At 44.6% G+C, this 19,818-nt stretch carries 21 protein-coding genes and 1 other RNA gene; 10 read left to right on the top strand and 12 right to left on the bottom strand.

What is annotated here, in order from left to right; genetic code table 11:
* The first annotated feature begins 337 nt into the window (after positions 1-337).
* Positions 338-1,954 (top strand): L-aspartate oxidase, encoded by a 1,617-nt coding sequence (nadB, locus tag AB6F11_RS13860; RefSeq protein WP_017059049.1) that lies wholly within the window; start codon positions 338-340, stop codon positions 1,952-1,954.
* A gap of 135 nt (positions 1,955-2,089) precedes the next feature.
* Here nadB and AB6F11_RS13855 read toward each other — a convergent pair whose 3' ends face one another.
* Together AB6F11_RS13855 and AB6F11_RS13850 are read right to left on the bottom strand one after the other, a co-directional pair.
* Positions 2,090-2,509, bottom strand: coding sequence for a protein YgfX (locus AB6F11_RS13855; RefSeq protein ID WP_324295273.1), 420 nt, complete (start codon positions 2,507-2,509; stop codon positions 2,090-2,092).
* Positions 2,457-2,717 (bottom strand): succinate dehydrogenase assembly factor 2, encoded by a 261-nt coding sequence (locus AB6F11_RS13850; RefSeq protein ID WP_004735374.1) that lies wholly within the window; start codon positions 2,715-2,717, stop codon positions 2,457-2,459. The genes AB6F11_RS13855 and AB6F11_RS13850 overlap by 53 nt, the downstream gene beginning before the upstream one ends.
* 167 nt (positions 2,718-2,884) lie before the next feature.
* Between AB6F11_RS13850 and ygfZ the strand changes: the two genes are divergently transcribed.
* The 3 genes from ygfZ to AB6F11_RS13835 all read left to right on the top strand — a co-directional run bounded on the left by ygfZ (position 2,885) and on the right by AB6F11_RS13835 (position 5,086).
* Positions 2,885-3,856 (top strand): tRNA-modifying protein YgfZ, encoded by a 972-nt coding sequence (gene ygfZ, locus AB6F11_RS13845; protein ID WP_017070455.1) that lies wholly within the window; start codon positions 2,885-2,887, stop codon positions 3,854-3,856.
* A 4-nt stretch (positions 3,857-3,860) separates the two neighbouring features.
* Entirely contained in the window at positions 3,861-4,322 is a 462-nt protein-coding gene (locus AB6F11_RS13840) for an aminoacyl-tRNA deacylase (protein ID WP_102394128.1), read from the top strand.
* A 557-nt stretch (positions 4,323-4,879) separates the two neighbouring features.
* Positions 4,880-5,086 (top strand): DUF1107 domain-containing protein, encoded by a 207-nt coding sequence (locus AB6F11_RS13835; RefSeq protein ID WP_009847660.1) that lies wholly within the window; start codon positions 4,880-4,882, stop codon positions 5,084-5,086.
* Between the two features lie 111 nt (positions 5,087-5,197).
* On the opposite strand, the gene AB6F11_RS13830 is transcribed toward AB6F11_RS13835, so the two are convergent.
* The 3 genes from AB6F11_RS13830 to AB6F11_RS13820 are packed head-to-tail and all read right to left on the bottom strand — an operon-like array spanning position 5,198 to position 8,211.
* On the bottom strand, positions 5,198-6,421 hold the full coding sequence (locus AB6F11_RS13830) for an FAD-dependent 2-octaprenylphenol hydroxylase (RefSeq protein ID WP_102394118.1): 1,224 nt from the start codon (positions 6,419-6,421) through the stop codon (positions 5,198-5,200).
* Positions 6,422-6,432: 11 nt separating this feature from the next.
* Positions 6,433-7,611 carry a 2-octaprenyl-6-methoxyphenyl hydroxylase gene (gene ubiH, locus AB6F11_RS13825; RefSeq protein WP_017059054.1) on the bottom strand — a complete coding sequence of 393 codons (1,179 nt, stop codon included), beginning with the start codon at positions 7,609-7,611 and terminating at the stop codon, positions 6,433-6,435.
* 24 nt (positions 7,612-7,635) lie between these two features.
* On the bottom strand, positions 7,636-8,211 hold the full coding sequence (locus AB6F11_RS13820) for a YecA family protein (RefSeq protein ID WP_017070457.1): 576 nt from the start codon (positions 8,209-8,211) through the stop codon (positions 7,636-7,638).
* A 308-nt stretch (positions 8,212-8,519) separates the two neighbouring features.
* Here AB6F11_RS13820 and zapA point away from each other — a divergent pair, with 308 nt between their 5' ends.
* The 5 genes from zapA (at position 8,520) to serA (ending at position 11,901) form a co-directional block, all read left to right on the top strand.
* A complete protein-coding gene (gene zapA / locus AB6F11_RS13815) occupies positions 8,520-8,828 on the top strand; it encodes a cell division protein ZapA (protein WP_004735366.1) in 309 nt (102 codons plus the stop codon).
* An 11-nt stretch (positions 8,829-8,839) separates the two neighbouring features.
* Positions 8,840-9,023, top strand: a non-coding RNA gene (ssrS, locus tag AB6F11_RS13810) — 6S RNA.
* A gap of 6 nt (positions 9,024-9,029) precedes the next feature.
* On the top strand, positions 9,030-9,629 hold the full coding sequence (locus AB6F11_RS13805; protein WP_017059056.1) for a 5-formyltetrahydrofolate cyclo-ligase: 600 nt from the start codon (positions 9,030-9,032) through the stop codon (positions 9,627-9,629).
* A gap of 124 nt (positions 9,630-9,753) precedes the next feature.
* Positions 9,754-10,410: a ribose-5-phosphate isomerase RpiA gene (gene rpiA, locus AB6F11_RS13800; protein ID WP_017059057.1), complete on the top strand. Its 657-nt coding sequence runs from the start codon at positions 9,754-9,756 to the stop codon at positions 10,408-10,410.
* Between the two features lie 261 nt (positions 10,411-10,671).
* On the top strand, positions 10,672-11,901 hold the full coding sequence (serA, locus tag AB6F11_RS13795) for a phosphoglycerate dehydrogenase (RefSeq protein WP_017059058.1): 1,230 nt from the start codon (positions 10,672-10,674) through the stop codon (positions 11,899-11,901).
* Positions 11,902-12,013: 112 nt separating this feature from the next.
* Here the strand turns inward: serA and AB6F11_RS13790 are convergent, their stop codons facing one another.
* Both AB6F11_RS13790 and AB6F11_RS13785 read right to left on the bottom strand, forming a co-directional pair.
* Positions 12,014-12,727 (bottom strand): oxidative stress defense protein, encoded by a 714-nt coding sequence (locus tag AB6F11_RS13790; protein ID WP_102394119.1) that lies wholly within the window; start codon positions 12,725-12,727, stop codon positions 12,014-12,016.
* A gap of 111 nt (positions 12,728-12,838) precedes the next feature.
* Positions 12,839-13,735, bottom strand: a complete 897-nt coding sequence (locus tag AB6F11_RS13785) for a LysR family transcriptional regulator ArgP (RefSeq protein ID WP_017068706.1) — start codon at positions 13,733-13,735, stop codon at positions 12,839-12,841.
* Between the two features lie 142 nt (positions 13,736-13,877).
* Between AB6F11_RS13785 and AB6F11_RS13780 the strand changes: the two genes are divergently transcribed.
* A complete protein-coding gene (locus tag AB6F11_RS13780; RefSeq protein ID WP_017059061.1) occupies positions 13,878-14,507 on the top strand; it encodes a LysE/ArgO family amino acid transporter in 630 nt (209 codons plus the stop codon).
* Between the two features lie 96 nt (positions 14,508-14,603).
* Here AB6F11_RS13780 and mscS read toward each other — a convergent pair whose 3' ends face one another.
* From mscS to AB6F11_RS13755, 5 genes are all read right to left on the bottom strand, one after another.
* The gene (gene mscS, locus AB6F11_RS13775; RefSeq protein ID WP_017063201.1) at positions 14,604-15,470 is read right to left on the bottom strand and encodes a small-conductance mechanosensitive channel MscS; all 867 of its coding nucleotides are present in this window, start codon (positions 15,468-15,470) and stop codon (positions 14,604-14,606) included.
* 377 nt (positions 15,471-15,847) lie between these two features.
* Entirely contained in the window at positions 15,848-16,924 is a 1,077-nt protein-coding gene (fbaA, locus tag AB6F11_RS13770) for a class II fructose-bisphosphate aldolase (protein WP_010435694.1), read from the bottom strand.
* A 155-nt stretch (positions 16,925-17,079) separates the two neighbouring features.
* Entirely contained in the window at positions 17,080-18,243 is a 1,164-nt protein-coding gene (locus AB6F11_RS13765; protein WP_017059064.1) for a phosphoglycerate kinase, read from the bottom strand.
* Positions 18,244-18,409: 166 nt separating this feature from the next.
* Entirely contained in the window at positions 18,410-19,459 is a 1,050-nt protein-coding gene (gene epd, locus AB6F11_RS13760; protein WP_032545627.1) for an erythrose-4-phosphate dehydrogenase, read from the bottom strand.
* 213 nt (positions 19,460-19,672) lie between these two features.
* Positions 19,673-19,818 (bottom strand): transketolase-like TK C-terminal-containing protein (locus tag AB6F11_RS13755; RefSeq protein WP_372003228.1); only part of this gene is annotated, 146 nt, incomplete at its 5' end.

Here is a 19,818-nt window from a genome sequence, read left to right as displayed (position 1 = left end):
AATTATGCGAAATGTAGTATTGACACCACCGTCTACAAGAGCACTATTGTGACTAAGCCAAATACCGAAAGTTCCAACTTTCTTAAAATTATTTGCCATTATTGTTTCACAATGTGATGTAATAAAAATAGCTATCCCTATCAATTTGGGGAAACTTGAGCAAAAGCAATGGTATTGAGCAATTAAATATTTCTAGATAGCTGTCTATATATTGATTTTGCATAGCGTTTAAGGATGACTCTGGAGAGATTATAACAGTCTTAGCCAAACTCCTAAAACAAGACAAAGTCAATTGAGAGTGGACAACTCGACTATAGCCCGGGATTTAATAAGTTTTATGAACGCAAACCGTGAACATCAGTGTGATGTATTAGTGGTAGGAAGTGGTGCGGCAGGCTTGTCATTAGCCTTACGCGTAGCAGAACATGCAAAAGTAATTGTATTAAGCAAAGGACCACGCAGCGAAGGATCGACGTATTACGCACAAGGTGGTATCGCCGCGGTGTTCGATGAGTCGGACAGTATTGAGTCTCATGTAGAGGATACTCAAATCGCTGGGGCTGGGTTATGCGAAGAAGATACAGTTCAATTCATTGCTGAAAATGCGAAAGAGTGTGTGCAATGGCTGATTGATGGTGGTGTTCCATTTGATAAAGATGAGAACAGCACAGAAGGCCAACCAAAATATCACCTCACTCGTGAGGGTGGCCACAGTCACCGCAGAATTCTGCACGCTGCCGATGCAACTGGCATGGCGATGCAAACCTCACTACAAGATAACGTCAACAACCACCCAAATATCGAGATCTTCGAGCGCCACAATGCGCTGGATTTGATCACGGAAGATAAGATTGGTGGTTCAAAAGACAAGGTGATCGGTGCCTACATTTGGAACCGTAACCAAGAACATGTTGAAACCGTGCGCGCTAAGTTTGTTGTATTAGCAACAGGCGGCGCTTCAAAGGTTTACCAATACACCTCTAACCCAGATGTTTCTTCAGGTGATGGTATTGCTATCGCTTGGCGTGCGGGTTGTCGTGTGGCAAACCTTGAGTTCAACCAGTTCCACCCAACTTGTTTATTCCACCCAGAAGCGCGTAACTTCCTACTAACGGAAGCACTGCGTGGTGAAGGTGCTTACTTGCGTCGTCCAGATGGTTCTCGCTTTATGAAGGACTTCGATGAGCGCGGTGAACTGGCGCCACGTGATGTGGTTGCTCGTGCAATTGACTTCGAAATGAAGCGCTTAGGTGCCGACTGTATGTATGTTGATATCAGCCACAAGCCTGAAGAATTCATCACAGCGCACTTCCCGATGATCCATACTCGCTTGATGGACTTGGGCATCGACATGACCAAAGAGCCGATCCCTATCGTACCAGCCGCTCACTACACGTGTGGTGGTGTCATGGTGAATAAGCAGGGTCAAACCGACCTAACGAACTTGTATGCGATTGGCGAAGTGAGCTACACCGGCTTACACGGTGCAAACCGAATGGCTTCTAACTCACTGCTTGAGTGTGTGGTTTACGCATGGGCAGCAGCAAAAGATATCGTTGAGAACATCGACCAATCTCAACTGTGCGCTGAACTGCCAGCATGGGATGAAAGCCAGGTCACCAACAGTGATGAAGAAGTTATCATTCAACACAACTGGCACGAACTGCGCCTATTCATGTGGGATTACATGGGCATTGTTCGAACGGATAAACGACTAGAGCGAGCATTGCGTCGCATTCAGATGCTGCAACAAGAAACTCATGAGTACTACAGCTACTTCAAGGTTTCGAATAACCTATTAGAACTGCGTAACTTGCTACAAGTGGCAGAGCTAATGGTTCGTTGTGCAATGCAACGTAAAGAGAGCCGCGGCCTCCACTACACGTTGGATTACCCTGAACTTGCAGAAGACAGTGGCCCAACGATTCTGACGCCAGAGAAACGCCAATCATAATAATTGGTTAAACGTGCTTAGCGAATTAGCCGTCAGCGGAAAATGATTAAACGAAAGGGAGCCGAGTGCTCCCTTTTCTTTTGTCTAACGCTTTCTTTTATCTAATACTTTCTTTCATCGAATAGTTTGGCTTCTCTAGCGCGCTCGTTGTAAGTTCGCCAGAAAATGGCGATATTCTCGCTCGCAACAGCTGTCCCGCCAAAGCAGTACCGAGTGCCCACATTCAAACTGCAATTTAACGAAGAACTGCGCCCAGATCTTATCAACGGACTTGAGTCGGTAAGTTCGGTCATTGAGTCGAATATCACCATCCTCTCTGTAATCAAAACGCCCATAGACACTATTTAGAATCACATGATTGTTTCTGAACAAGCGGATCATTAAAGCTAAGCAATAAAGGCTGGCGGCAAGTGGAATAGAAGACAGGACGATGAAAAACAAAAGGCACCCAAAAATAGTGCCTTTTGCAAATAATGCGGAATACGAAGGGTTAAGCTGAAGCTTAACGAACCTTGCTGAGGTTGTGTGCGACAATTTTATCAACCATTGATGCATGGCCTAGGTTTTCACTGCGTCCGTGGCCCATTACCCAAGTAAACAAATCTGGATCATCACACTCTAATAGAGAAACAAACTCGCGCTGTTCCTGCTCTTGCAATGAATCAAAACACTCTTCGAAAAATGGCATGATGACTACATCAAGTTCTAACATGCCGCGACGGCAACCCCATTTAATTCGTGCTTTCTGCTCTGCAGTGTACATTGGCTATCCTCACCTATAATTTTTCTTTCTCGGAGTGTAACAAGTCATACGCCCTGCAACTACTATGTGAGTCACAGTCCCTATCTAAGCTCACAAAAAAACCTAGGCTGACAAAGAAACAGAACCGGATTAACATAGAGCCAAATAAAATTCTTAGGAAAGATAAAATGGATTGGAAAAACATATTTCAGCCACTCGCTCATACGCAAAATGAATCGCTTCCAGAACTGATGATGACACACGTATCAGACTGGAGTGCAATTACCATGATAGGCGATGACAAAAAGTCGTACCTACAGGGTCAAGTAACGTGCGATGTCGTCACTCTTCCTAATGATGAATCCACATTAGGCGCGCACTGTGATGCAAAAGGAAAGGTATGGAGTATCTTTCGTTTGTTCCACCACAACGGTGGCTACGCACTCATGCAACCTAAATCAGCGATTGAAGTCGAGCTCGTTGAAATCAAGAAGTACGCGGTGTTCTCTAAGGTCGATATCGAGCAAACGTCTGACGTTGTTATCGGTGTGATGGGTTCGTCAGCTAATCAATACATTGATTCTATTTCAGAAAGCCAAGGTAATGTGCGTGCTATCTCTGGTGGTACAGCGGTTCAAGTTGCAGATAACCGCTGGGCTCTACTTGTGACAGAAGAAGCCGCTGAAGCCTTGGTATCAAACAGCGCTGCGGAGAAAGTATCAGAAACACTTTGGCAATATCATGAAATTCTTGATGCTCAGCCTAACCTATCGAAAGCAGAGCAAAACGAGCACATCCCTCAAGCGCTTAACCTGCAAGCGATTGGCGGTATCAGCTTTTCAAAAGGCTGTTACACAGGTCAAGAAACGGTTGCTCGTGCTAAGTACCGTGGCATGAACAAGCGTGAGATGCGCATTGTTTCAGGAACGACAGCAGAAGTATTGTCTCTAGAGAACCCAATTGAACTAGAGCGTAGCGTGGGTGAGAACTGGCGTGGCGCAGGCCGACTATTAAACGTCTATCAATTTGCTGATAACCGAGCGATTGGTTTGATGGTACTGCCAAACAACCTTGATGACGATGTTCAGCTGCGACTGACCGCGCAGCCTGATCAAACATGGAATATCCTGCCACTGCCGTACAGCCTTGACGACGAGTAACCACGTGGAAACGCAGATTACACAATGGCTGGATCAACAGCAGGTGAATTATCGCCTGCTGATGCAAAGCAAGCCAACCACCAGCATTGAAGAAACTGCACAAGAGCGAGGCATCGACGCCTCTCAAATGGTGAAGTGCATCCTGCTCAAGGATATGGGCAACCAGTATGCGTTAGCCTGTACTGTTGGCGATCGCTCTGTCGACCCCAAGAAAGTACGCTCGGTACTGAATTACCGTCGAATGACCTGCGTGTCGCTCGCTGATGTTGAAGCGATCACCGGTTTTAAAGTGGGTTGTGTTGGTCCGCTCGCTCTCAAGAGACACATGCCGATCATTTTTGATCCTTCCATTCAAAACAACTCGACCGTAACCATTAGCTCCGGCGACCGAATGGCTGGCGTTGCGCTGGATCTCAATGATCTTATGGCGCTATGTGCACCGACCGTCGCGGACATCAGTCGATGATCGTTTAGATCATGCTTCGCAAACTTCATTTTAATATTTCATTGAGTACATTTTTAGTGTGAACCTCGTCATAAGAAGAACACACCATTAATAAATAGTTACTCAAAATAAAAGCATAAGTAGTCACAAAGTTAAATTTGCGTTATTGTAAATTTACTGACTAGCTATTAAGCAAATCAGTGCAAGTGAATCCACTGAGTAACATCAGTATCCACTTTTGTGTAATGCATCTGTGACTATTCGCCCGTTTTAGACGGGCTTTTTTTTGTCCGAAATTTACAATTTGATTACACAAACAAAAAAATCCCGCCTATTCTTATACTTGTAACATTATCACTGCTTAATACTGAACAGAAAAGTTCACGGCAGTTCACTACTCAGTATTATTTTGGGGAGGAGCTCACGTAAAAATAGATATTTACTGAAGAAAGTGCTTAGAACAGCACAAATATCTAATTAACGTCAACGCTACTGCATATAACTCCATGCTTATCACAATTATTATCTCGGAGTTTTTCTATAATATGCAGGCTAGGTAAATATAAGGATAATTAAGAATGAGACTGTTTAAGCGCTATACACCGAGTATGATTGCTAAACATGTAAGTCGACTTTTCAAAGGACGAATCTACATTTACGGCGTAGGAAAATTTGAGTTTGATAACGGTAAGCTAGTGCTACCAGACCGAGCAGAAAAACGTCACTTTCAAACAGTGAAAGAAATAAATAGTGAAATCATGAAACTGCGCTGCGCGTACGCATGACCTGATTATCTACAGAATTAAAAACAAAAAGGGTTGGCATTATGCCAACCCTTTTTTCGTACCAATTTTCGTATCAATGATGATTCGATATACCACCAGAACACTATGTCATTATCGATGAGTCACTGGACGCTTAGCTAAGTCAGGAAGATTGCCAGACAAACCCAGTGCGCGCTTCATGATCTCATCTTTCGCACCCGGTAATTGGCCCGCAAGCTTCATACCAATGCCACGAATCAGCTTCTTAGCTGGGTTATCGCCTTCAAACAGATCTTTAAAGCCCTGCATTGAAGCAATCATTTTCGCCGCCTCTGCTTTTCTCCAGCGCTCGTAGCCGCGAAGATTACGCTTGGTGCCAATGTCTTCACCCGCAGACCATAGCTTTAACAGCTCTTGCGCTAGGCTTGCTGCGTCTAATAGGCCAAGGTTCACGCCCTGCCCTGCTAATGGGTGAATGGTATGAGCAGCATCACCAACCAAAGCCACACGCTCTACCGCAAAGTCACGCGCATAACGCATGCGCAGTGGGAAGGCAAAACGGTCACCAACCACTTCACATAAGCCCAGCTTTGCATCGAACTCAGCTGTTAACTGCTTGTTGAATTCAGCATCCGACATTGATACGAGGTTCTCGGCACGATTTGGTTCCGTAGACCAAACAATCGAGCTCATGTTGCTTGGTTGCATTGGTAGGAATGCCAATGGGCCTTGAGGCGTGAAGATTTGACGAGCAACGCTGTGGTGCGGCTCTGTGGTTTTGATGTTCGCGACAATCGCACTGTGTCCGTAATCCCAATGTGTTAATGGGATATCTTGCTGCTTACGAACCCAAGAGTTTGCGCCGTCTGCTCCAACAACTAACTTAGCTGTCAGTGCTTGACCATTGTCCAATGTTAACCAAGCTTCACTTTCACCAATCGCCATCGTTTTACACGTTGCGGGCATATACAGGCTGACGTTGTCTTGTTTCTTAACCCGATCAAGCAGCGCTAATTGAATCACACGGTTTTCAACGATATGACCAAGATTAGGCTGAGCCAAGCGTGTCGAGTCAAACTCAATACGAGCGAAACTGTCTTGTTCCCACACTTCCATCGCTTGATACGGTGCAGCGCGTCTTTGTTCGATACCTTGCCATGCACCTAGGTTACGAAGAATCACTTCACTAGAACGACTCAACGCGGATACACGCACATCAGGCAGCTCACTCAGCCCTTCACTAGGCGCTCTGCCTTCAATGACAGCGATTCTTAGGTCACTGTCTTTTAGGGCAGCAGCAAGCGCTAGGCCAACCATGCCACCACCAACAATCGCGATATCAACACTTTGCATCATTATTTATTACCTTATCTTTCTACTAGGCCAAGCGTATGACGCAAAAGTGGACCTTTAAGTGGTGGAAGGTTATCTATTACGGCTAACCCAAGATTACGCCCAATGCGAGCGGTCATATAATCGTTTGAGAACAGGTGAACTAGGCTTGAAGTCAACGTGATCGTTGCGTCTCGGTCTTGTTCTCTACGCTTTCTAAAGTTAACAAGACCACGGTAACGACCTACATCATCTAACTGGGTACACAACTCTTCTGCCAAGGAAGCCACATCTCGGATGCCTAGGTTAAAGCCTTGCCCCGCAATTGGGTGAAGCGTTTGAGCAGCATTACCAACAATGGCAAATCGATGAGAGATATTTTGCTGTCGGTGACGAAGAATCAGAGGGTAACTCGCGCGCTTGCCGACCTTCTCTAATCGGCCAAGTCGCCAGCCAAAGTCATTCTGCAATTGCTCAAGAAATTCATTGTCGTTTAGCGTCATCACTTTTTGTGCTTGCTCTGGTGTTAAACACCAAACCAGCGATAAACGGTTGTCACTCATCGGTAATAGAGCAACTGGCCCATGATGGGTAAAACGCTCAAATGCGCGACCTTGGTGAGGTTCACTCGCCACAATATTGGCAATCACAGCGACTTGCTCAAAGTCGTGCTCACTCAATGAGATATTGAGCTGTTGGCAACAGGTTGAGATTGCACCGTCAGCAGCAACCAGTAACTTAGTGGTTACTGTTTGCCCACTTGTCAGTTCAATCGTCGTCAACGCTTCTTCACGTTCAACTTTACTAACAGACTCAGGACAAAGCATGGTAATTGCCGCTTCTGATTCAAGTTTCTGCTGATAGATTCGACCCACATCTGCTAACTCGACCACGTAGCCAAGCGCATCTACAGCAAGCTCTTCACTGTAGATGTCTGTCATTCCGGCATGCCCGCGATCCGAAACATGGATATCTTTAATCGGGGTCGCGACCGGAGCGATAGATTGCCATAAGCGCAAAGAATCCAGGATCTGCACCGTGCCATAGGACAAAGCAATCGAACGAGAATCAAACCCAGGGTGAGCTTGATGATCAACCTGATAAGGCTCCACTACCGCAATCGACAGTGAACCTTGGCTTAGGTGATTCAAAGCAAGGGCTAAGGTTGCCCCTGCCATTGCGCCACCAGCAATTACAACATCATACTGAGCCATCATAACCTCAAACCGGCCAACGAATTAATGAATGGTAGGCGCCGCATCTTCAGATGGGCGAGCACCAAATTCAGCATGAATCGTTAGTGCACACGCTTTTACGTGCTCAATAACGTGCTCTAGAAGCTGCGCTTGCTCTTCCAGATCATCTTCTTCGTCAATGCCTAGCTTGGCCATCTCTTCTAGATCAGCTAATGCTTCTTTTGTACTGTCAGACGCTTTATTCAATTGAGCGCCAACCAAGCCTAGACCAGAAATGAAATGGTTAATCCAATCAGACACACCATCAGCCAAGTCAAATAGGCTTGCGCTTGCGTCTTCGTCAGGCAGCAACATAGACAATTCCATACCCGAACCTGTGATTTCACTGGTCGTTACTTTCAGTGTCGCTTCCGCTAGCGTTAATGCGCGATCTGGCCAACCCATGCCTTCATTGGTGTAATCGAAGATCAGTGGTTGCCAGCTTTTATCTGCAAGGCTTAAGCCTCCGCTTAACATACCCGTTAATAAACCGTGCATCTCAGCAGGGGTTACGGCTAGACTTGCCGATTGAAGTTCAGTCGCAACCGTTAGGTAGTCAGGTAAAGTAGTTTCGCTCATCAGATAGCTCGCTCAGTTATTCTTTATATCGATAGTATAATCGTACCACTTCACCCCAATTCTGGTAAGCATCGATCCCCAGCAATTGAAGGATGACTGACTACCAATTGTTCAATTTGCTGAATTACTGTGTGCTCAAGCTCTCATTTACAAACAGTCACTCTGAAAAGCTTGAATCTTAATAGCGGTTTACCTATAGTTTCTCCCTCAGAGGAGATTGCTTCCTCATCGGTACTTGCACTTTTTCTTTCTCAAAAAATGGCGAAGGGCAACAGCCTTAAAATAGCGCGTTAAAGAGTTCATCCATCATGAGTAATCAAGCGGTAGACGTTGAAATATTAGGAAAACTGACTCGAGTGAATTGTCCACCAGGGCAAGAAGAGTCATTGATTGCAGCGGCGGCCGATCTTGATAATCGATTGAAAGAGATGGCTGAACGTACTAAGGTAACCAATGAAGTGAAGCTGCTGACTATCGCAGCTCTGAATATTTGCTACGAATTACAAACCAAGAAGTTTGAAGCAAATGATGAACAAAACGCACTGACCGAGCGAATGGAACAGCTCACGACATCACTTTCAGATGTCCTCAGTAAAGTTAAGCACGGACAGCAATAGCGTACACAAAATTTACCCTGGAGTGTTTGTCAGAGGATTCACGTCCCCGAGCCGATAAGCAATCCCTAAGGGTTAGTACTTGAGTGCTATTGAGCATGCTCGGCCCGACCGAGAAGCCTACGGTAATCATTGCTGATCCGCCTTGAACTCGCTGGTTCAAGGGCCATCTATTCTCAACGGCACTTTGGGGTATCCCTTCTTATGAAGACGCTCACACGCAGCGAATTTCGCAAACAGATCCGTATCAAACGCAATGCCTTATCTGGCGACCAACAAACTCAATCCGGTATCGACTTAGTTAAGCAGTGCATGCAGCTTGATGAAATTCAGTCTGCTCAGCATATTGCCCTCTATATCTCTATCGATGGCGAACTCGATACTCAGCCTTTAATCGAATGGTTATGGGCGCAAGGTAAGCAAACTTATTTACCAGTATTGCACCCCTTCTCTGCCGGGCACCTGCTGTTTTTACACTACTCGCCAACCACACCGACGGTCTTGAATAAGTACGGTATTGTCGAACCTCAGCTCAATCAAATGCTGGTTAAACCTTGTCAGCAACTCGACCTTATTCTTACGCCCCTTGTCGGCTTTGACTCCCATGGCCATCGTTTAGGTATGGGCGGCGGATATTACGATCGCACCTTGGCAAAGTGGTTCGAGACGGGCGAAGGTGCAGCTCCTATTGGTTTGGCTCATGATTGCCAACATGTTGATACGCTACCGATTGAAGAATGGGACATTCCGTTACCTAAAATCGTGACTCCGAGTAAAACTTGGCAATGGGAAAACAACCATTAAAGCGCTATAATCGCGCCGCAAACGTTAACCTCGATATAGAAACGTTAACTCAATATCTAAACGTTAACTTCATCATTACGCAAACGATCAATTCAAAGCGCAAGACCTTATTCAGGAGAATGGCATGACTCAAGATGAAATGAAAAAAGCAGCTGGCTGGGCAGCACTTCAATATGTTGAAGAAGGCAGCATTGTAGGTGTAGGTACTGGCTCTACAGTAAATCACTTCATCGACGCACTAGGCACAATGAAAGACAAAATCAAAGGTGCGGTTTCAAGCTCTGTTGCTTCAACGCAGCGACTAGAAGAGCTAGAGATCAAAGTGTATGAGTGTAACGATGTCGCTAAGCTAGACATCTATGTTGATGGCGCAGATGAAATCAACCCAACTCGCGATATGATCAAAGGCGGCGGCGCTGCTTTGACTCGTGAAAAAATCGTAGCGGCTATCTCTGATAAGTTTGTGTGTATTGTTGACGGTACTAAAGCAGTTGATGTGTTGGGTAAATTCCCACTGCCTGTTGAAGTAATCCCAATGGCACGTTCATACGTGGCACGTGAGTTGGTTAAGCTTGGTGGTGACCCAGTTTACCGCGAAGGCTGCACAACCGATAACGGCAACGTGATCCTAGATGTGTACGGCATGGCGATCGAAAACCCGAAACAACTAGAAGATATCATCAATGGTATAGCTGGTGTGGTGACGGTTGGTCTGTTCGCTCACCGTGGTGCTGATGTGGTTATCACCGGCACGCCTGAAGGTGCAAAAATCGAAGAATAAATAATAGAAGATTGAGTTTTTCTGTTACTTCATTACATACGGTGCCCTAGGGCGCCGTTTTTTTTGCTTTATTGCTGTAAAATTATGTCTTATTCCGTAATTTTCTTACCCAAAACATTTTTTTTTTGTTACTTTATTGTTCAGAAGACGCACAGGGAAAACGTTTGTCTCCTAACAAAGTGGTGAATTTGTTCCCCTTTCAGCCATTTTGTAGCACGTGCGCCGCATTTGCCCAACCTTTCCATTTTAAGGACGAGAACAATGGCCAAAGTTTCACTGGAAAAAGAAAAAATTAAAATTCTACTTCTAGAAGGTCTTCACCCTTCTTCTGTAGAAGTACTGCAAGCCGCTGGTTACACAAACATTGAGTACCACAAAGGCTCGCTACCGGAAGATGAACTTCTTGAAGCAGTAAAAGATGCTCATTTCATTGGTATTCGTTCTCGCACTAATATCTCCCAAGAAGTTATTGATGCAGCTGAAAAGCTGGTTGCCGTCGGTTGTTTCTGTATTGGTACTAACCAAGTCAACCTTCAAGCAGCAGCAAAACGCGGTATCCCTGTGTTCAACGCACCGTTCTCAAACACTCGAAGCGTTGCTGAGCTCGTTCTTGGTCAGGTTCTATTGCTACTACGTGGCATTCCAGAAAAGAACGCGCTTGCACACCGTGGCATCTGGAAAAAGAGTGCCGACAACTCTTACGAAGCCCGTGGTAAGCGTTTAGGTATTATTGGCTACGGTCACATCGGTACTCAACTGGGTATTATTGCTGAAAACCTTGGCATGCGTGTTTACTTCTACGACATTGAAAACAAACTGTCTCTGGGTAACGCAACGCAAGTTCATACCATGACGGAATTACTGAACAAGTGTGACGTAATCTCTTTGCATGTACCTGAAACCAACGAAACAAAAGACATGATGGGTAAAGAAGAGTTCGAGCGCATGAAGCCTGGTTCTATCTTTATCAACGCAGCTCGTGGCACGGTAGTCGATATTCCTGCTCTGTGTGGCGCTCTGGAGTCTGGACACCTTGCAGGTGCGGCTATTGATGTTTTCCCAACAGAACCAAAAACCAATGCAGACCCGTTTGAGTCTCCATTAATGCAGTTCGATAACGTGATCCTAACGCCTCACGTGGGTGGTTCAACTCAAGAAGCACAAGAGAACATTGGTGTTGAAGTTGCTGGTAAGCTAGCGAAATACTCTGATAACGGCTCTACGCTATCAAGTGTTAACTTCCCTGAGGTATCACTACCACTGCATACTGGAACGTCTCGTTTATTACACATTCACGAAAACCGCCCAGGCATCCTAACTCAGATCAACACCATCTTCGCTGAGGAAGGGATCAACATCGCGGGTCAATACCTACAGACTGCGGCTGATATGGGTTATGTCGTTATCGATGTAGAAGCCGATCGCTCTGAAGAAGCACTGCTTAAACTGAAAGAGATCGAAGGCACAATCCGTGCTCGTCTTCTTCACTAATCATCGCACTCAAAATGCATAAAAAAGGCTCTCATCATGAGAGCCTTTTTAGCATTTGGCCTATCGTAGGTAATTAGGTCGTCATGATCCAAAACCTTCTATAGCACTGTCATTACTCTTCGATCTGGTAGATCACATTCACGCGATCACGAATGGTGATCGTTGAGTCTTCATAAGAGTTCGATTCTGTTCTTGCATCCATCGCCATTGAACGCATGAGTACTGGCTGAGAAGATTGGGCGTTGTAATCCACGCGCCATACATCACCTAACTCGCGCTCAAAACCACTCGCCAATGATTTAGCTTTTGATGTCGCATCTTTAATGGCTTCTAAGCGCGCTTGCTCTTGATACTTAGCTTGGTCGCGAACTTGCAGTTGGATGTTGTCGATCTGATTAATGCCTTCTCCAATCGCAATATCCATGTACTCATTAAGATTAGCTAGCTCAGTCACTTGAACGGTCACATTACGTGAGGCGCGGTAGCCAACCAGTTCCGGTTTGCCATCTTTCGGGTAATGATATTGAGGAGATAAATACAGGTTAGAGCTGTGTACACTCGCCTCATCAACACCAGCTTGATGCAGCTTGTTTAGAAAGCCTGTCACGACTTTATCAACGGTATTTTTAGCCTGTTCAGCAGTCATCGTCGATTCCACGACTCTCACAGAGAATGTCGCCATATCAGGTGTAGCGATCACTTCACCATAGCCTGTCGTTGAAATATGAGGAAAGGATGGAGAGTCAGCCAATGATGGAAAACTCACAGCACTCAACGCCACAGTAAGAGTAAGAGACGTTGCTAACATCTTTGGTACAAGCTTCATTAGGTATGACCTATGCTAAACAAATGTCCTTTCATCATAGAGCAATTTATCGTTTAGCCAATCCAGAGCACACACTTCTAACAGAACTTTGACGCTAAAAAAACCAACAGTTTACTGAGGTAAGTGATTGTGAGCAAAACTCAATATTGCTTGGGATACCTCTTTTAATACTCCGCTCTCAAGCTGCCAATGGTGCCAATAGATGCGATAAGAGAGCAGAAAGCCAGGGGTAATATCAATCAGAGCACCAGACTCGAGCTCATCGATAATCTGTAATCGGGGGATCAAGCAATAGGCTACACCCGATAATGCCAAGCGCACAAATGCTTCTGAACTGCCGACTGTATGATTGATCACACTGTCTCTCGGGACGTTAAAATGATCATGCAGAAACTTCTTATGCAGATCATCGTATTGATCATAGGAAACCGCAGGTGCTTTGCTTAAGGTGGCGTAGTTTACGCCCTCTGCAAAGTAACGCTGATGAAAGTCAGGGCTAGCCACGCACACATAATCCATCCTACCGAGATAGTCAGCACTGCAGCCAGGAATCGCTTGAGACTCCAAACTGATTGCACCGGCCACCTCGCCACTTTTAATCTTTTCAATGGTTCTCGACTCACCATGAATCGCGAGGTTCAACTCGACTTGGCGAGACTTAATCACATCCGACAAAGCTGGTAGCAACCATGTCGCCAAACTATCAGCGTTGGTGGCTATGGATATCGATAGTGGTTGATTACCCTCTTCATTCATCAACTCAGGCACAAGCTCGTGCTCTAACAAACGAACACGGCGATATAAGCCCAGTAGTTTTTTACCCGCAGGCGTTGGCCTAGGCGGGCTTTCTCTCACCAAGGCTGGCTGAGCCAACCACTTTTCCAGCTGTTTGATGCGTTGAGATACCGCCGACTGGGAGATATATAACTGCTCAGCAGCCCTTTCGAAGCTACGTTGTTTTACTACAGCATCCAGTGCTTCAATCCATTTATAATCCAATCCGCGCATCAATTTGCTTCCTTTTTAAGCTAACTCATCACCACATTAGCAACTCTAATAATGGATTAAAATCATTAATTATACTTATTTAAAGGGTCAGAGTATCTTCGCCATATAGCACGTAAATATCGTTAAATAAGTGGAGGTTAAAATGAGTTTTTGGGTTTTATTACAAGGTTTTGGTCTAGGGGCAAGTATGATTATCCCTATTGGCGCTCAGAATGCGTACGTCCTAAATCAAGGGATAAAACGCAATCATCATTTAACGACAGCAACGATTTGTAGCCTGCTCGATACTCTGTTTATCTCATTAGGCATTTTTGGCGGCGGAGCGATCTTGTCGCAAAATGAATTACTGCTTACCTCAGTGACACTAGGTGGCATCGCTTTTCTGACTGTGTATGGTTTGCTCTCACTACGCAGTGCATTCAAAGTGCGCACCAGTGATGAGTCGAAAGGTGAGATATTAGCGCGTGGCAAGCGCACCGTTATTTTAGGGGCATTGGCAGTAACAGTATTAAACCCACATCTCTATTTGGATACCGTGGTAATTCTTGGATCCATTGGTGGGCAATTTGAAGGCAACGACAGAATTGCATTTGCTATGGGGACTATATTGGCTTCGTTCGTCTGGTTCTATTCTTTGTCATTAGGCGCTGCAAAACTAGGCCCGACGCTATCTAAACCTAAGGTTAAGAAAGGCATTGATATCGCAGTCGCAACCATGATGTTCGCCATAGCAACGGTGCTTACCGATGGACTTATTGAGCAATACTGGTAAATCTATTTAGCTTCATGAAACCAACAAAAAAGGCGGATAACCTAAGTTATCCGCCTTTCCTTATAAAAGCTTATAGTTATAAAAACTAACTAGGAATTAAGCTTCTACTTTATTCATATGTACATCCATTTGCGGGAATGGAATTTCGATACCCTCGTTATCCAAGCCTTCTTTGATTGCTTGCATCAGGTCGAAATAAACATTCCAGTAGTCAGCAGTGCTAACCCATGGACGAACAACGAAGTTAACTGAAGAATCAGCAAGCGTATGAACACCAACTTGAACGCCAGGTTCTTTCAGTACACGCTCATCAGATTCACAGATCTTAGTCAGTAGCGCTTTTGTCTTCTGAAGATCAGCGTTGTAAGAAACACCAATCATTAGATCAATACGGCGCGTCGCATGACGAGAATAGTTTGTGATTGGGCTGCCGATAACGCTACCGTTAGGTACTACAACCATTTTGTTGTCTGGCGTTGTTAGAACCGTTTGGAAGATTTGAATAGAATCAACTGAACCTGCCACACCACCAATTTCCACATAGTCACCAGACTTAAATGGACGGAATGCAACGATAAGTACACCAGCAGCAAAGTTAGATAGTGAGCCTTGTAGTGCAAGACCAACGGCTAAACCAGCCGCACCAATAACAGCAACTACAGATGCCGTTTGAACACCTAAACGACCAAGTGCAGCAATTAAAACAATCACAAACAACAAGTAACGAACTAAACCATGGACGAACTCCACAACTGCTCGGTCCATTTTCTTCTTCTGAAGAACCTTAGACACGCTATTCGCTACTGCTTTAACAATAAGGTTACCAATAAATAGAATTATCAGTGCTGAAATGATATTTACGCCATATTGGATAAATAAATCTGAATTATTTGTTAACCACTGCTCTGCTTGAGACAAACCATCCACAAGTGGAGTCTCAATCGCTGTCGAACTATCAGCCATAATGTGCATCCTCTATATAATATGCTATGGGCTAAACTGCCTTAAGCCTCATTTACTCTGCAATATAATAAACAGTGTAATTACCGTTAAGTCATTGTGTTAAAAGTAAATTAAAGCCAAGTCCTTTTTATAAACTGAACCAAGTTCAGTTTTTCGGCACGATATCCTATCTTTGACAGATTGCAAAGTCATATTTATGTAAGCTTTTGAATTATTAAAACTTACCGATAAACACAAATACCGATAACTAAAAGACTACGAAATTTATTCACCGCACGCTAGGTTTTTCACATATTTAGTACAAGTTTTTATCAGATATAAAAAAACCCGCTCAATGAGCGGGTTTTTAAAACTTAAAGAGTACTTAATTCAAAGAATTATAGTACGTCTACAGCGTTAAGGTCAGCAAATGCTTTCTCTAGACGAGCAACCATTGAAGCTTGACCAGCACGTAGCCATACGCGTGGATCGTAGTACTTCTTGTTTGGAGCAGCTTCGCCAGTTGGGTTGCCGATTTGACCTTGTAGGAAATCGAAGTTGTCAGCAGAGTACTGACGGATACCGTCCCAAGTTGCCCACTGTGTATCAGTATCGATGTTCATTTTGATAACACCGTAGCCGATAGACTCTTGGATTTCTGCTTCAGAAGAACCAGAACCACCGTGGAATACGAAGTTTAGAGCGTTAGGTGCGATACCGAACTTCTCTGCACAGTATGCTTGAGAGTCACGTAGGATAGTTGGAGTAAGTACAACGTTACCAGCTTGGTAAACACCGTGTACGTTACCGAAAGATGCAGCGATAGTGAAACGTGGGCTAACAGCCATTAGTTTCTCGTAAGCGTATGCTACGTCTTCTGGAGAAGTGTAAAGCTCAGATGCGTCCATATCAGAGTTATCAACGCCGTCTTCTTCACCACCAGTACAACCAAGTTCGATCTCGATTGTCATGTTCATTTTAGCCATGCGCTCTAGGTACTTAGCACATGTTTCGATGTTCTCTTCTAGAGACTCTTCAGAAAGGTCTAGCATGTGAGAAGAGAATAGAGGCTTACCAGTTTGTGCGAAGAACTCTTCACCAGCGTCTAGTAGACCGTCGATCCATGGAAGAAGTTTCTTAGCAGCGTGGTCAGTGTGCAGGATAACTGGAACACCGTAAGCTTCAGCTACAGCGTGTACGTATTTTGCACCAGCTACAGCGCCAAGAACTTGTGCGCCTTGACCTTCAAGTTTAACGCCTTTACCTGCGAAGAATGCAGCGCCGCCGTTAGAGAACTGAACAACTACTGGAGCTTTAACTTTAGCAGCTGCTTCTAGTACTGCGTTTACAGAGTCAGTACCAACAACGTTTACAGCAGGAAGAGCAAATTTGTTTTCTTTTGCTACTTCAAATACTTTCTGTACGTCATCGCCAGAAATCACACCAGGTTTTACAAAATCGAAGATCTTAGACATGGAAATAGTCCTATTTATTCTATCGTTTTAAGATTAAAAAACTTAAGTTTAAAAACTTGCAATCGTTTGCTCACAACTTATGCCATTCTAGCAAAAAAGTGTGATATGCAGCAAACGTTAAAAGGCGAGATTCACATCTCGCCTTTCTAAATCAATTATGCTTTAGCACGCTCTTCAAGCATTGCTACTGCAGGAAGTACTTTACCTTCAACGAATTCAAGGAAAGCGCCACCGCCAGTAGAGATGTAAGAAACGTCAGCTTTGATACCGAACTTATCGATAGCTGCTAGCGTGTCACCACCACCTGCTACAGAGAAACCTGCAGACTCAGCGATTGCTTTAGAGATACCAGCTGTACCCGCTTCGAAGTTCTTGAATTCGAATACGCCTACAGGGCCGTTCCAAAGGATTGTTTTCGCGTTGCCGATGATTTCAGCTAGTGCCGCAGTTGAATCTGGACCAAGGTCGAAGATCATGTCGTCGTCTTGAACTTCAGAAACGTGCTTGATTTCAGCTTCTGCGTTTTCGTCGAATGCTTTAGCACATGCAACGTCAGTTGCTACTGGGATAGCACACTCTTTCATTAGCTTTTGAGCCGTTTCAACTAGGTCAGCTTCGTATAGAGACTTACCTACGTTGTGGCCTTCAGCAGCGATGAATGTGTTCGCGATACCACCACCAACAACAAGCTGGTCAGCAATTTTAGAAAGAGATTCTAGAACGGTTAGTTTAGTAGAAACTTTAGAACCACCAACGATAGCCACTAGTGGGCGAGCTGGGTTGTCCATTGCTTTACCAAGCGCTTCAAGCTCAGCAGCTAGAAGAGGGCCAGCACATGCTACAGGAGCGTAAGTACCAACGCCGTGTGTAGAAGCTTGAGCACGGTGAGCTGTACCGAATGCATCCATTACAAAGATGTCACATAGTGCAGCGTATTGCTTAGAAAGTGCTTCTTCGTTCTTCTTCTCGCCTTTGTTGAAACGAACGTTTTCAAGAACAACAAGTTCACCAGCGTTTAGCTCTAGGCCGTTTACGTAATCTTTAGCTAGTTTAACTTCGCAGTCTAGTGCGTCGTTTAGGTAGTTAACTACAGGAGCTAGAGAGAACTCTTCGTTGTATTCGCCTTCAGTAGGACGACCAAGGTGAGAAGTAACCATTACCTTTGCGCCAGCTTCTAGGCAAAGTTTGATAGTTGGTAGAGATGCAAGGATACGTGCATCTGAAGTTACTTTACCGTCTTTTACTGGTACGTTTAGGTCAGCACGGATAAATACGCGTTTACCTGCAAGTTCCAGGTCAGTCATCTTGATCACAGACATGATTTGTCCTCTCAAATTTAAATAAATATAAAGTTTTGGAAACTCAGCAACCCTGCTAAGCCTATAAATTATTCAACTGGTAATTCTTTCACTACTAATAATATGTGGACTCTTAGTATTTATTTCAAGCTAAAAAATAAATAATCCGCACATTTGCTTCTAGGTCTTACTTCTTGCCTTCAGAAGCTTGCATTGCAAGAACCGTATCCAGCATTCGGTTCGCAAAGCCCCATTCATTATCACACCACACTAGCATTTTAACTAAGTGGCCGTTGCTCACTCGCGTTTGTGAACCATCAACGATTGCGCTATGGGGATCGTGATTAAAGTCGATGGAAACGAGCGGCGCTTCAGTATAGTCAACTATATTGTGTAATGTACACTGGGATGCATTAACAATGGTTTGATTTACGTCATTAACTTTCACATTTGCATTAATTGTGACACTTAAATCCATCGCTGTTACGTTTACCGTCGGCACACGCACAGATATAGCTTCAAATTTGTTGGAAAATTTCGGGAAGATTCTTTCAATACCTTTATGCAACTTGGTATCGACAGGAATGATCGATTGGCTTGCTGCTCGAGTACGACGCAAATCGCTGTGGTACGCATCGATAACTTGTTGATCATTCATTGAAGAGTGAATAGTCGTAATCGTACCGGACTCGATACCAAAGGCGTCATCAAGAACCTTAATGATAGGGACAATACAGTTGGTGGTGCACGAACCATTAGAAACGATTTGGTGGTCCGCTTCGATGGTATCGTGGTTCACACCATAGATAATGGTGTTATCGAGGTCATTGGCACCGGGGTGAGAAAACAGTACCTTTTTCGCCCCTGCAGCAATGTGCGCGAGGCCGTCATCTCGGCAACCATAAACACCGGTACAATCGAGAACGATATCCACCTCAAGGTCACGCCAAGGCAACAGCTCAATATCAGCAAGATGTAAGATACGAATGGTATCAAACTCACCCTTGTCTTCAGCACCAATGCCATGATGGACATAAATGTGCTCTTGATCGTTAGAGATTTTCTTACCGAAGCGGCCGTGACTGGTGTCGTACTGCAATAGGTGAGCCATAGCGTCAGGCTGAGCAAGCTCATTGACCGCTACTACTTTGATTTGTTGGCTTTTGCCACTTTCATAGACAGCGCGCAATACATTACGCCCTATTCGTCCAAATCCATTTATCGCGACTTTTAGCATAGTTCCGTACATCTAACCAAAATTTCGTGCAACAGATGATAACTGAATCCTACCCAAAAGGCATTACTTGAATAACTCAGCTTGTTCATGACAGATTGATCTGTTGCTTATAGAGATGAGTCTAGGAGAAACAAATCCCAGAGACAAAAAACCGAGCTCAGCGCTCGGTTTTTTTATTCATTTCATTGTTAGCACTAAGCTAGCAATCAATGATTAAGCAAGAAGCTCTTTCGCGGTGTTTACTACGTTTTCAGTAGTGAAACCGAACATCTTGAATAGCTCGCCTGCTGGTGCAGATTCGCCGAACGTTGTCATACCGATGATCTTGCCACCGAAACCAACGTACTTGTACCAGAAGT

The organism is Vibrio sp. 10N.247.311.14 (genome assembly GCF_041467715.1).
GTDB lineage: Bacteria > Pseudomonadota > Gammaproteobacteria > Enterobacterales > Vibrionaceae > Vibrio > Vibrio crassostreae_C.
Note: the sequence above shows the minus strand (reverse complement) of the source record. Positions and strands in the feature narration are given on the sequence as shown.